10 protein-coding genes are annotated in these 12,949 nt (G+C 47.0%); 1 reads left to right on the top strand and 9 read right to left on the bottom strand.

Features of this window, described 5'->3' with window-relative positions; genetic code table 11:
• Positions 1 to 3 precede the first annotated feature (3 nt).
• Both xylB and T497_RS17705 read right to left on the bottom strand, forming a co-directional pair.
• Entirely contained in the window at positions 4 to 1,527 is a 1,524-nt protein-coding gene (gene xylB / locus T497_RS0112130) for a xylulokinase (protein ID WP_028515833.1), read from the bottom strand.
• Positions 1,528 to 1,823: 296 nt separating this feature from the next.
• A complete protein-coding gene (locus T497_RS17705) occupies positions 1,824 to 3,134 on the bottom strand; it encodes a hypothetical protein (RefSeq protein WP_051530662.1) in 1,311 nt (436 codons plus the stop codon).
• Between the two features lie 181 nt (positions 3,135 to 3,315).
• Here T497_RS17705 and T497_RS17700 point away from each other — a divergent pair, with 181 nt between their 5' ends.
• The gene (locus T497_RS17700; protein ID WP_051530661.1) at positions 3,316 to 3,825 is read left to right on the top strand and encodes a VanZ family protein; all 510 of its coding nucleotides are present in this window, start codon (positions 3,316 to 3,318) and stop codon (positions 3,823 to 3,825) included.
• Positions 3,826 to 4,042: 217 nt separating this feature from the next.
• On the opposite strand, the gene T497_RS0112110 is transcribed toward T497_RS17700, so the two are convergent.
• From T497_RS0112110 to T497_RS16820, 7 genes are all read right to left on the bottom strand, one after another.
• Entirely contained in the window at positions 4,043 to 5,263 is a 1,221-nt protein-coding gene (locus T497_RS0112110) for a MarR family transcriptional regulator (protein ID WP_028515831.1), read from the bottom strand.
• Between the two features lie 236 nt (positions 5,264 to 5,499).
• Positions 5,500 to 6,429, bottom strand: a complete 930-nt coding sequence (locus T497_RS0112105; protein ID WP_028515830.1) for an AEC family transporter — start codon at positions 6,427 to 6,429, stop codon at positions 5,500 to 5,502.
• A gap of 455 nt (positions 6,430 to 6,884) precedes the next feature.
• The gene (locus T497_RS0112100) at positions 6,885 to 7,511 is read right to left on the bottom strand and encodes a hypothetical protein (protein WP_028515829.1); all 627 of its coding nucleotides are present in this window, start codon (positions 7,509 to 7,511) and stop codon (positions 6,885 to 6,887) included.
• Positions 7,512 to 7,614: 103 nt separating this feature from the next.
• A complete protein-coding gene (locus tag T497_RS17695) occupies positions 7,615 to 8,685 on the bottom strand; it encodes a hypothetical protein (protein ID WP_051530660.1) in 1,071 nt (356 codons plus the stop codon).
• A 158-nt stretch (positions 8,686 to 8,843) separates the two neighbouring features.
• On the bottom strand, positions 8,844 to 9,485 hold the full coding sequence (locus tag T497_RS0112090; protein ID WP_028515828.1) for a hypothetical protein: 642 nt from the start codon (positions 9,483 to 9,485) through the stop codon (positions 8,844 to 8,846).
• Positions 9,486 to 9,495: 10 nt separating this feature from the next.
• Positions 9,496 to 11,772, bottom strand: coding sequence for a Tex family protein (locus T497_RS0112085; RefSeq protein ID WP_028515827.1), 2,277 nt, complete (start codon positions 11,770 to 11,772; stop codon positions 9,496 to 9,498).
• 66 nt (positions 11,773 to 11,838) lie between these two features.
• Positions 11,839 to 12,858, bottom strand: a complete 1,020-nt coding sequence (locus T497_RS16820) for an alpha/beta fold hydrolase (RefSeq protein WP_051530659.1) — start codon at positions 12,856 to 12,858, stop codon at positions 11,839 to 11,841.
• Positions 12,859 to 12,949 lie beyond the last annotated feature (91 nt).

The raw sequence follows: 12,949 nt of genomic DNA, 5'->3' as shown, positions 1-12,949 counted from the left end.
TTATCAAAGTGTTGCAAGCTTAGCGTACTGAGCCTTGAGTGCAGGATAGATCTCTCTGTAAAGCTGATAGTACTTCTCATACTCGGGAACGTTCTCAGCCTTTGGAGCCTGAACCTTGTCGGTCTTGATGATAGCTCCGCAAGCCTCGGATACGCTGCTGTAGATGCCTGCGCCAACGCTTGCGAGGATAGCCACGCCCAGTGCAGGACCTTCCTTTGAAGCAACTGTCTTAACATTGCAGTTGTAAAGGTCGGCAAGCATACTTCTCCAGAGCGGTGAAGAACCGCCGCCGCCGCAAGCCATCATGTCGCTTACGTTTACGTTCATCTCACGGAATACCTCAACGCAGTCACGGAGCGAATATGTAACGCCCTCCATAACAGCGCGGAGCATATCCTTTCTGGTGTGGATAGCTGAAAGTCCGAAGAACACGCCTCTTGCGTCAGGATCAAGATGTGGAGTTCTCTCGCCCATGAGGTATGGGAGATAAAGAAGTCTGTTTGCGCCTACAGGAACTGTCTCAGCCTGCTTGTCCATGAGGTAGTACTCGTCAACACCCATGAGCTTTGCAGTCTCCTTTTCTGTCATGCAGAAGTTATCTCTGAACCACTTCAGTGAGAGACCTGCGCCCTGTGTAACGCCCATAACGTGCCATGTATTTGGAACTGCCGCACAGCAGGTATGAACTCTGCCCTTCTTGTCGATCGATATATTTGAAGTATGAGCGAATACAACGCCCGATGTTCCGATAGTTGTGAAAGCCTTGCCGTCCTCGACAACGCCTGTACCGACAGCAGCTGCTGCGTTATCGCCTGCGCCGCCTACTACGATAGTGCCCTCGCAGAGACCGAGTGTCTCAGCCATTTTCTTTGTAAGTGTGCCTGTTACCTCGCAGCTCTCGTGGACCTTGCCCAGCCAGCTCTTGTCTATCTCGAATGCGCTGAGGAGCTCGTCAGACCACTTGCGGTTAGGAACGTCAAGAAGCTGCATACCTGAAGCGTCTGAAACCTCTGTAGCATACTCGCCTGTGAGGATAAGTCTGAGGTAGTCCTTAGGAAGCAGGATATGAGCTACCTTTGAGTAAACCTCGGGCTCGTTGTTCTTTACCCAGAGTATCTTAGCAGCTGTCCAGCCTGTAAGAGCAGGGTTTGCTGTAATTTCTACCAGCTTGTCTCTGCCTACGATACGGTTCATTTCCTCTACCTCGGCAGCTGTTCTCTGGTCGCACCAGATGATCGAACGGCGAAGTACATTATTGTCCTTGTCAAGCATTACCAGACCATGCATCTGTCCCGAGATACCGATACCCTTTACGTCCTCTTTCTTGACGCCGCTCTTAGCCATAACAGCCTTGATAGTCTCCACCATTGCGTTTGCCCAGTCAGCAGGCTCCTGCTCAGCATAGCCATTCTTTGGCTGATACATGGGGTATTCGATAGTCTTTGAAGCTATAACGCTGCCCTTTTCGTCAAAAAGAACTGTCTTTGTACCGCTTGTACCACAGTCCACACCTATTAAATATGCCATAATTTACAACTCCTTCTGAATATTTTAATAGCCGTATAAATACCGTATCTTCCGCCGCCCCGCCAAAGGCGGGGCGAAAAGGCATACCGATATTCTATGGCTAAATATGTGCAGGTTATCTTACCTGAATTGTTATTCTGTAATTTTATAATATCTTAAATCAGCAATTTTTGCAAGACGTTTTTTGCTCATTTTTTTACATACTGCGCTTCTTTTGCGGACTTGTGCATATACTTAAATGAAAGCGCCGTGAGCTGTCAGTATTCATATGACCGCCCACAGCGCTCTGTATTGTTTTAGTTAAGAAGGTCAACGGACAGACGTCTCGAATTTACGTTGTAGTAGTCCTCAAGCTCCGCAACATAATAGCGGAACACTACCTTATCCTCGGCAGTTACTACCTCCTCGGTAGCCTCTGCGTCCTCCTTATTCTTGTCCTCCTCGGGGACAACCATTTTTGAAGCCGAAAGAAGCATTACATCGCCGCTTTGGGATACGCCAAGGTCGGCAAGCTGAGCGTCTGTAAGGCTGTTCAGCATTACTGTGTGGCTCTTTGCAACATTGAAGTAGGTTATTCCTGTAGGCGGATCAACGTTAAGGTTGTTGTAAAGCTTGAGAGCCTTTGGCTTTATCTCGTTGAAATAGATCCTCTGTCCCGGCTCAGTGCCGTTCTTCTCAACAACAAGAGGAGAAGGATCAGCGATATAGTATCTTCCGTTTGGCTCCTTGCCTATGCCGAAGAAGTCAAGCTGCTCCTGATTGAGGTTGTCCAGCGGAACAGGATCAACGTCTGAGGCTGTAAGTCCCAATGCGAACTTACGGCTTGCTGAAAGATTTGTGAGCATGAGCTTGTTGTCGTAGGTATAGCCCAGTCTTTCGAGCTCTGCGTCGGTAACAGTTACCTCTATCTCATCGGATATGGAGTTGAGATGAGCGGTTATATCCTGTCTTGACTGAGTTTCCCACTTTATCTCCACCTTGCTCTGAACAGGACGCTCCATAAAGACAACGTGCTCCTGATTCTTGAGGGTAAATACTGCGAACTGGTTCTTTACATCGGCGTAATTAGGCTCAACATAGACAGCTGTACTGCCTTTTGAGGTATCGTCGGTATTCACTACCCTGTAGCGGTATGTACCCGACGGCGATACGCCTGTTTCAATTACCTGCTCCTTTACAGCGGCTACAAAGAACGATGTGAAAAGGAAGTAGCCAAGAGCTCCGAATATATAAAGGAGAAGAATGATAGTTGCAAGTGCGGTTTTTACACCCTCGCCTGCGCCCGAAAGGAGAAGTATGATGATTCCCACGACAATTATGGGAATTATCAGTCCCCACTCGCCGAAGTACAGCAATACCACGGGAAGCATGGCAGGCAGTATTATGAAGCTGGCTATTCGCGTCAGTATCTGATGCCGCGTATAGAGCATGATTATCAGTGCCGCAAGGGAAACTCCCGAAACTGCAAGGCAGGTGGAAACACGGTCATTGATGTGCATATCGTAGAATATCGAAAAATAGCAGAGCCTGCATACAAACAGCATATAGACTACGCTGAGCAGGGCAACTACTCGCTTTGTCCAGACATTTGCAAAAAATTTACTCATTGTTGCCTCCGAAATATGATCTATATAGAAGTGCGCATAATGGCACACAGTATATTATAGCATTTTCATTCCGATTTTACAAGGTTTTTTTGAAATTTTTTCCGAAAAAACTTCTGCTTTACAAAACTCCGCAAAAATTGTATAATAATATAGTACAGCAAGATTTGAAAGGATAGGAAAAATGGCAAGGAAATTCCCGAAGCTCAGCAAAATACAGGTTCTTTTTCTTATATTTACCATAGCGATAATGGTCACTATATTCTGTCTTTCGGCTCAGGACGCGGAAAAGTCCTCTGATACCAGCAGTTTTCTTACCAAAGTCGCCGTAAAGATACTCTACAGTGATTACGACAGCCAGCCTCCAGAGGTGCAGAAGGAGCTTTGGAGCAAGGCTTCGTTTATTGTGCGAAAGCTTGCCCATTTCAGCATTTATGCATCTTTGGGCTTCTGTGCGTCGGTAACGGCAGGAAAACGCAGGCTTTTTTCGGCAAAAAGCCTTGGCGTTATAGGTTTCGGCTTTATTTACGCCATGTCCGACGAGTTCCATCAGAATTTTGTCAAGGGACGCTCCTGCGAATTCCGTGATATGATGATAGATACTGGCGGAGTCACCGTCGGTATGTGCGTATCGCTGATTATTATTGGGATTATAGCGCTTTTTGTCCGCAAAATACGGAGAAGCAAGCAGTAAGCAGCAGAACTTAGTAGGGGACGGCGTCCTCGGCGTCCCTTTTCTGTAGGGGCGCACACTGTGCGCCCACTTGTTTTTACAGCAAAAAAATGTAGGGGCTGATGCCCACATCAGCCCGTCAAAAACATACAAAACTAACGGGGCGATGTAGGCATCGCCCCCTACAGACTGAAAACCCCGTAAGAAGCTGAGCTTCTTACGGGGTTTATTACTTGATTTACTGCATACCGCCTCTTACATAGAAGTTATCCTGAATAATAAGAGCGCAGCCGCCGAGGAAATTGTTCTTTCCGTCTAATCTGCTGAGTACCACTCTGTCAGCTATCTCCTCGCTCACAAGGCGTATCATCTCACGCTTGCAGTAGTCGAACTGCTTCTCGTTGAGCTTGAAGTTGTGCAGTACTATCTTCTTTGCAAAATGGCTGATAGCCAGATTGTTGATGAGAACTGTGTACTTGGCGATGATATCGTCAACTACGTTCTTAACAGCCTCCTCGCCTCTCATAAGAGCCATGAATACGTTATCTGTGTTGATAGCGTTCTTGTCGCCCTCTGTGAGCTCGTAGAGTACAGGTGTCTTGTCCTTGGAATAAATCTCGTAGAAAGCATTGAGCATAGCTGTTCTTGAAAGCTCAGCCTTTACGGAGCCGTTAGGATAGCCCTCATAGGACTTTCCGTTAGGACAAACGATGTATCTCTCGATAGTGGAGGTGTAGGATACATAATCGGCAGAAAGCTCGTTCTTGTTGATGATAGCAAGATTTACCTGATTGCCGTTATGGATAAATGCCTGATTGGTCTGATAGCCGTTGAGCGTTCTGAAATCATTGCTTGCAAGTGCCATAAGTCCTATAGCGTTTCCGCAGTGTATCTCAAAGTTGAGACCGCCCGACAGCTTATCTATGAAGTTTGTAAAGTCAAGAACTCCGTCCTTATAGAAAATCTTCAGTTTGCCCCACATGGAAGGCACAACGCCAACGCCGAGACCAAGTATCTTATCCTTGGTAAGTGCGCTGTTTTCAACCATTTCGTTGCTGGTCTTGATAATATAGTTGATGATGTCCTTGCTGGTAGTTCTGTCGTCGATGACCATGCTTGCCTTGTCAAGAACCTCGGAATTAAGGTTTGTAAGACCTATGCTTACTTCCTTTTCATCAACTGTTGCACCAAGGGCGAAACGGCTGTTTACGTTGATATCAATGAGGATTTTTCTTCTGCCTTTCTGGAGCTTTTCGGTGTTTACAGGAGCCTCGCCTATCTCAACGAGCACGCCCTCCTCTATCATTTCATTGGTGATGATAGTTACGGCAGCTCTTGTGATCTCGAGAGCGCTTGCCACATCAACACGGGATATGGGGCCTGATTCTCTGATAACTCTAAGAATCTGCATCCTGTTTCTTCTTTTCAGGTCGAGTTTACTGATTCCTCTTTTTTCCATACAACAACAACTCCATTTCTTCAAAAATTCAGTGTTTGGAACGAAGTCCACTATGTACAAACTGCATATCCCCGCAGGCCTTTTGAGCAGTAATTTTTATTATAACTGCCCGTATAATTTTTTCTTTTTATTGTAAAGTCAATCTCTTTTAACGTAATTATATTATAACACACTATTATTAAATTTCAAACATTTTAGGGCAAAATTTTATAAAATCAGCATTTTTGCCAAAGTACTTATAGTATTTTTGTTAAATATTCCGTAGCTTTAACTACAAGGGGTAAAGTGACAACAGAGAGTATAGTTCCTGACGTAAAAATCTCAGAAGCATACACTGAATTCCGTCCGTATCTTATGCTGAGGAGGGTACACATTGCCGCCGGAGGTGCTGCCGAAGCAATGAGAATGGTCATACGAACCTTTTCTTCTATGCCGCCCAAAATCACCAGCGGTACAGCTATTATAACGGGTATCACAAGGAGCTTTAACAAACATACGTAGTATATTCTGTAGTTTTTCAGCATTTTCGGGATATTCGTGCCTGCTATAGTGACTCCCGAAACTATCATAGCCATGGGAGTATTTATCTCCTTGATGAATCCGAGAGAATCAGCCAGTGCCGAGGGGAGCTTTATCTGCACAAAGAACGTGATAAGTCCGAGGAATATCGCTATAATTGTAGGTGAATAGAACACCTTTATCACCTGTTTGAAGTCCTTTTTTCCCGAAATGAGGATAACTCCGTGAGTCCATACAATGAGATTGAACACGGTTATAAAGGCAGTCAGGTAGAATACGCCCTCCTCGTGATAGATAGCGTCCACAAGAGGGATACCCATGAAGCCGCAGTTGGAATACACCGACGAAAAGCGCTCTATCTCCGTTTCCCTGCCCTGCTTTTTGCGGACAAAGCCATAGGAGAGCAGTATCACCGCGCCAAGTACTGCCGCCGATATAACAAAGGTCAGCAGCAGGTTCTTAACCAGCTCTGTGCGGTATTTCGTCTGATATGACATGAATATTACAACAGGATTGACTACCTGCAATACGAATTTGGACAGGTCTTTATTTGAAGCCTCGCTTATGAGTTTGGTTTTTGCGCAGATAACGCCTACTCCGATGAGAATGAGCATTATCACTGTTTTATATAGTATAGTTGACGCCATTATCTCTCCAGCTTTCTTATACAATATCGCTTCACGGTCACCTGAACAGTAACCAAATAATTTTACCATATATCGCGGTAATAGTCAATAAAAAATCCGAAGTTTTGACCTTATTGCCAATATAAAAAGCTTATACTTATTTATCGGTGGAAACCTTTCTGAAGAAAGGTTCTCCCCCGAGCCCCTTTCCAAAGACTTTTATCTGGTTTTTTCAAAGATAGGGCGCTCTATAAAAATAAAAAAACCTGCCAAATGCAGGTGCGCCCTATCTGTGAAAAAACAAAACGAAAGTTTTAGGGAGAGAGTTTGAGAGTGACTCCCCGCAGTGCGGGGAGATGTCACGCAGTGACAGAGGGGACGTCCTCCGTCAGAGGGCCCCTTTTTCAAAAGGGGTTCTCTCAATAATAAACATAAAATTTCTATATAAGCAATAATATCAATACATCGGATATTTATCAGCCGAGACTGTCGGCGCTCATGGGAGCTATTTTCCAGCCCTCGCCTTTTACTTTGACGACGCATACCGTTAACTTTTCGTACTTATAGTCGCCGTCCTCATCTTTGTGCTTTGTCCTGAACTTGACCTCTTTGCCCTTTGCGGCTTTTATATCAGCGTTCTCTGCGCCGTACTTCTCGGCGATACGCTCGAAATACTGCTCTGCTTTCCTGAGCTGAGACTTTGTCAGCTTCTTCTCGCGCATTATCTTGTCAAACTTAGGAGCAGACTCCTTACCCTCTAAGTCCTCTATCATGTCCTCTATCATATCGTTGTAGTCATCGACCTTGTCGTTGTACTTTTCCTTGTCTTTAAGAGCCTTTATAGCTTCGTCGGGCAAAGTCAGCGAATAAAAGGTCTTTCCGCCCTTTTTGCTTGAAGCCGCCTTGACATAGCTCCTGACAGCTCCCTTAGTACCCGAACCTGCCATATGTATTCCCAGTATCAAGCCGAGTACAAAGAATATCAGGAAAACGATCAAAACAAGCAGGCGCTTTGCGCTGTTATTTACGTTCTTTTCTGCTGCTGTGCAGTCACATTTCTTGAATAATGGTACTTTTTTTCCGCAATTTTTACAATATGGCATTATATGACCTCCGTAACGTAATACAATATACTTATTCTATCACACAAACAGCTTTTAGTCAATAAAAAAAGATCCGAAGCATTTCTGCTTCGGACCGTAATTATCAATCAAAGATATCTTCAAGACTGAAATCGTCGCTGTCACTGCTTGTGAAGCTTGAGCTAATGCCAAGTAAGCTGCGAAGAAGTCTTGATGAGGAAGAAATGCTGTCTGCATCAGCAGGAATTACCTTCCAGCCGTCGCCCTTTACCTTGACAACGCAGATAGTATCCTTTTCGTGCTGAACGTCGCCGTCCTCGTCCTTGTTCTTGGTCTTTATCTTGAGCTCATAGCCCTGTGTTACTGTGATATCGTCATCATCAGCGTCAAACATCTCACAGATACTCTCGAAATAGTCCTCAGCCTTGTTGAGCTGTGACTTCTTCATCTTTTCCTTGCGTGAGATCTTGTCAAACTTCGGAACTGTAGCCTTTCCGTCCAGATCGTCTATAAGATCCTCTATCCTGTCGTTGTAATCATCGACCATATCATCGAAATCGTCGTCTTCCTTAAGCTCCTTTATAGCAGACTTTGGAAGCATGAGTGAATAGAAGGTCTTGCCGCCCTTCTTGCTGTATGTATTGTTGATGTACTTCTTAGCTGTGCCATTTGCGCCGCCGCCCATTGAGCAGACTGCAAGGATAAGGCAAAGAAGAAGTGCAGCACAAGCGCCTGCTGCGATATATACAAGGCTCTTGTTCTTCTTTACGTTCTCGGGCAGCTTTTCATTGATGCTGTTTGTGATACCCTCTACCTTCTTAGCGATATCAGCACCGCTGAGCTGCTTGAAGCCGTTTCCTGCCTGCTTAGCTGCGCCCTCAGCCTTCTGCTGAGCCTCCTTTGCAGCATCTACAGCGTCGCTTCTTACCTCGTTTACGACCTCTGAAGCCTTTTCTTCGACCTTTTCAGCTGTTTCTTCAGCTTTTTCAACAGCCTTTGCTGCTTCTTCCTTAACTGTTTCAGCAGCCTGCGCTGCCTCCTCCTTAACTGTTTCAACAGCCTGTGCAGCGTCCTCCTTTACAGCCTCAGCAGCATTCTCAGCCTTTTCAGCTGTCTCGGCAGCCTTCTTTGCTGCTTCGCAGTCGCAGCTTCCGCCGTCAGGGATCTGCTTTCCGCAGAATTTACAAAATGCCATAAAAAAACCTCCATAACAAAAAATAATAGTACAGATAATATTTTAACACATATTTCCTTTTTGTGTCAAGCAAAACTATTGAATTCACCCTAAAGCCCATGTTTTTCAGCGGTTTGCATAAAAAACGCGGCAGTAAAGGTACTGCCGCTTGATACGGTTTATTTTGCTCTTACACCGGGGACTTCCGTAGCCTTATGGCAGGCTGGATCGCCCTGCTCCGCAAGACTTACCTGAAACTCAGTCATCGCCATTATGAGCGGCGAGCCGAAGCGCTCTCCCTTATAATCGCGTATAACCCGGTCATGAGCGCCGCTTCTTCTGAGAAGGTCAGCCACAAGGAGCTTTATATCGGCGCTTTCCTTGAAAACTGCGCCGTGGGTATCGTATATCCTTACGGCAGCTCTGCGGCATTCGGCGGCTCTTTCATCGTCGCCATCATCGTCGCAGACCCATGCGGCGTACATACAGCTTTTGAGAGCCTCCTCCCACTGGCTGTTCTTCTCGCAGGCGAGAGACTTCTTCATGAATCTTCCCGCAAGGTCGTCCCCTGCCTTATTGTAATTGGAGCTTTCAAGATACTCCTTTGTGAACTTCACGGGTATTTCTATTGATGAATTGCAGTATCCGCAGGCAGGGCACTTGCTCACCCAGTACTTTATTCCCGAGCGGACAGGCTCTCCGGGGCGCATATCAAGGTCGGGAGCCTCTGCAGGAGCCTCCTGCTCGACTATGACCTCATGGACAGATTTCTCGCCGCATACTGCGCACTTGAACTCTTTTTCCTCAGTTCTGAATATCATTGTCTACTCCTTATTTCTTCTTGATACGGAAGCTGCTGTTGTGGAGCTGTGAGGCGTCAAAGCCCTTAGGCTTGCGGTCCTCGCGCTTTTTATTATTAGGTCTGCGGTCTGACCTCTGCTGCTTCTTCTCCTCCTCGTCGTTAAGGCGCATTGTAAGGGAGATACGGTTTCTCTTGAGGTCAACGTCAAGAACTCTTACCTTGACTACCTCACCTACCTTTACGGCTTCGAGAGGGTGCTTGATGTATTTGCTGCAAATCTGCGAGATGTGGACAAGTCCGTCCTCGTGAACACCGATATCTACGAAACAGCCGAAATCTATGATGTTGCGGACAGTTCCCACAAGCTCCATACCGGGCTTTAAGTCCTTTATCTCCATAACGTCGCCGCTTCTGAGAAGAGGTGCTGGGAGCTCGTCACGGAGGTCGCGTCCCGGCTTTTTAAGCTCGCCGATGATGTCGGTGAGAGTTGGAACACCTATACCGAGGGACTTGCTTATGTTCTCTATGCCTATGCTGTTTGCCTTTTCTGTGATACCCTCAGCTCCGCTGCCAGCAATATCGGCAATGGTGAAGCCGCACTCGCTGAGAAGCGATGAAGCTGCCTCATAGCTCTCGGGGTGAACTGCTGTATTATCAAGTGGATTCTTGCCGTCACGAACTCTCAGGAAGCCTGCGCACTGCTCGAAAGCCTTCTTGCCCAGCTTAGGAACTTTGAGGAGCTCCTTACGGTCTGTGAATCTGCCGTTTTCCTCACGGTAGGTAACGATATTCTTTGCAACTGTGGCGTTTATGCCTGCGATATATGAAAGGAGCGAATGTGAAGCGGTATTCAGGTCAACTCCGACGGAGTTTACGCAGTCCTCGACTACGCCGCCGAGAGCCTCGCTCATTCTTGCCTGGGGCATATCGTGCTGATACTGACCGACACCGATAGCCTTCGGATCTATCTTTACAAGCTCAGCGAGAGGATCCTGCAAACGACGTGCAATGGAGATAGCTCCTCTGATAGATACGTCGTACTCGGGGAATTCCTCTGCGGCTACCTTTGAAGCGGAATATACGGAAGCTCCAGCCTCGCTGACTACCATGTAGCTTACGTCCTGCGGCACTTCCTTGACTATCTCAGCGGCAAATGTCTCGGTCTCGCGTGAAGCCGTACCGTTTCCGATAGAGATAACGTTTACGTTGTACTTCTGGATAAACTCCTTGACCTTTTTCTTAGCAGCCTCAACAGCTCCTGCCGAGCCTACAGGGTAGATGATAGCTGTGTCAAGCACCTTGCCTGTGCCGTCGATGACTGCGGTCTTGCAGCCGTGAGCATATCCCGGATCAAGTCCGAGGATAATGCTGCTCTTCAGCGGCGGCTGGAGAAGCATCTGACGGAGATTTGCTGCGAATACCTTTATGGAGTCCTCAGCAGCCTTAGCGCTCATCTCAGAGCGTATCTCACGCTCGATAGAGGGGAATATAAGTCTCTTGTAGCTGTCAGCCGCAGCAGCTCTCACAAGCTCTCCGCAGGCATTGTTAGCCTTGATGTACTTGCCGAAGATAACGTCTGTAGCCATAGTCTCATCGAGAGTAACGGATACCTTTAGGAAGCCCTCCTTCTCGCCTCTGTCAAGGGCAAGGACACGGTGATTTGCAACCTTCGGGATAGCCTCGGAGTACTCATAGTAGTTCATGTATACGCTCTCAGCCTCGGGATCCGAAGCCTTGGATACCAGCTCGCCCTTTTCTCCTGCAAGAGCACGGAGCTTCTTTCTGATATCAGCGTCATCGGAGATATCCTCTGCGATGATATCCATAGCGCCCTGCAATGCAGTCTGAGCGTCGATTATCTTCTTCTCCTCGTCGATGAAAGCCTCTGCCTCCTTTTCGGGCTCTGTGGAGTTCTCCTGAGCCATGAGCATTACTGCAAGGGGTTCGAGACCGTTCTCACGGGCAATGCTTGCACGGGTACGGCGCTTTGGCTTGAACGGACGGTAGATGTCCTCGACCTCGACAAGAGTAACAGCTGCGCTGATAGCAGCCTCTATCTCGGGAGTCATCTTCTCCTGCTCTGTGATAGCGGCAGTTACCTCCTCCTTGCGCTTTTCAAGGTTGCGGAGGTACATGAGCCTGTCATAGAGCTCACGGAGTATCTGGTCGTCGAGAGAGCCTGTAAGCTCCTTACGGTAACGGGCGATAAACGGGATAGTTTTATCGTCGTCGATAAGAGCTACGGTATTGTCTACCTGTTCCTGTTTGAGTCCGAATTCTTTTGCAAGTTCCTTGTTGATATCCATAGTATTTCCTTTCATTAAGCGGAGCATTTGCGGACAAAGCCTGCAAATCCGCTGTGTATATGATGATTATTCCTCGTTTTCGGCTGTTTCCTGCTCAGGCGCAGTCTCTGCCGCCTGTACAGGCTCCGCAGGCATTTCCACAGCTCGCTGGTCGTTCCAGCGGTCAAGCCACGAAAACAAGGTCTTTGCGATGTCTTTATATACATTTACGGAGTTCTTCTCCATGAGCACGTCATGGCGCATACCCTCGAAAAGTCGATGGGATATGCTCTCATAGCCCAGCTTTTCAAGCTTTTTCACGGAACGCATGAAGCGCTTCTCTGAAATCATAGCCGAATCGTCCTTGCCCGAAACAAATCTGATAGGCAGTGAGGGCTGAGTAACGTTCCAGCCCCGTCCCGACTCGGACTGTCTTAACAGCCATACAAGCTCGGTATAGCCGTTGAGGGTAGGCTTGAAATTGCACAGCGGATCCTCGTTGTATGCAAGAACAACATCTGCGTCGCTGCAGCGCCATGAATTTATGGGAGATTCATAGAATTTACCGAAGCTGTCGTCTATAGTATCAAATATCTTCTCGCTTCTGAAACGGCTGCCGGGGTGCTTTGAAGCCACAGAGCTGATAATTCTTGCCGCAGGCGAGAACGGGCAGTGGCATATAGTACCGAGAAGTACCAAGCCGTTGATATCGCCGTCATGCTCCTTCAAAAAGCACCTTGCGCCTGCTGCTCCAAGACCGCTTGCCGCCATAAATACGGGAACATTGGGATAAGCTGCTCTTATCCTTGCATTGAGCTGAGCGATATCGCTTACGAAGCCCTCGCCGCCCTTTCTGAACATATAGCCAAGGTCGTCGGGCTCTACGATGCTTTTTCCGTGACCGCGGTTGTCGTGGATAACGGTAATGAAGCCCTGCTCCGCAAGATAATCCATGAACGGATAATAGCGCTCCTTGTGCTCGTTCATGCCGTGGACTATCTGGACAATACCGTTTATATCTCCTGAGGGCACAGCCAGCACAGCCGAGATAACAAGCTCGTCAAAATCAGAAGCAAATTGAAATTCCTTCAGATCAGCATTAAGCATAAAGTTCCTCCTGTCAAAAAATCGGGGAAAAATAAATGTACGAATGTAATTATATCACATTTTGAAAAATAATGCAAATCAGCAGAAGCAA

The sequence above is a fragment of the Ruminococcus flavefaciens MA2007 genome (assembly GCF_000621845.1).
In the GTDB taxonomy this organism is placed as follows: domain Bacteria; phylum Bacillota; class Clostridia; order Oscillospirales; family Ruminococcaceae; genus Ruminococcus; species Ruminococcus flavefaciens_E.
The sequence above is the reverse complement of the archived record's forward strand: the minus strand, read 5'-3'. Positions and strand labels throughout refer to the sequence as shown.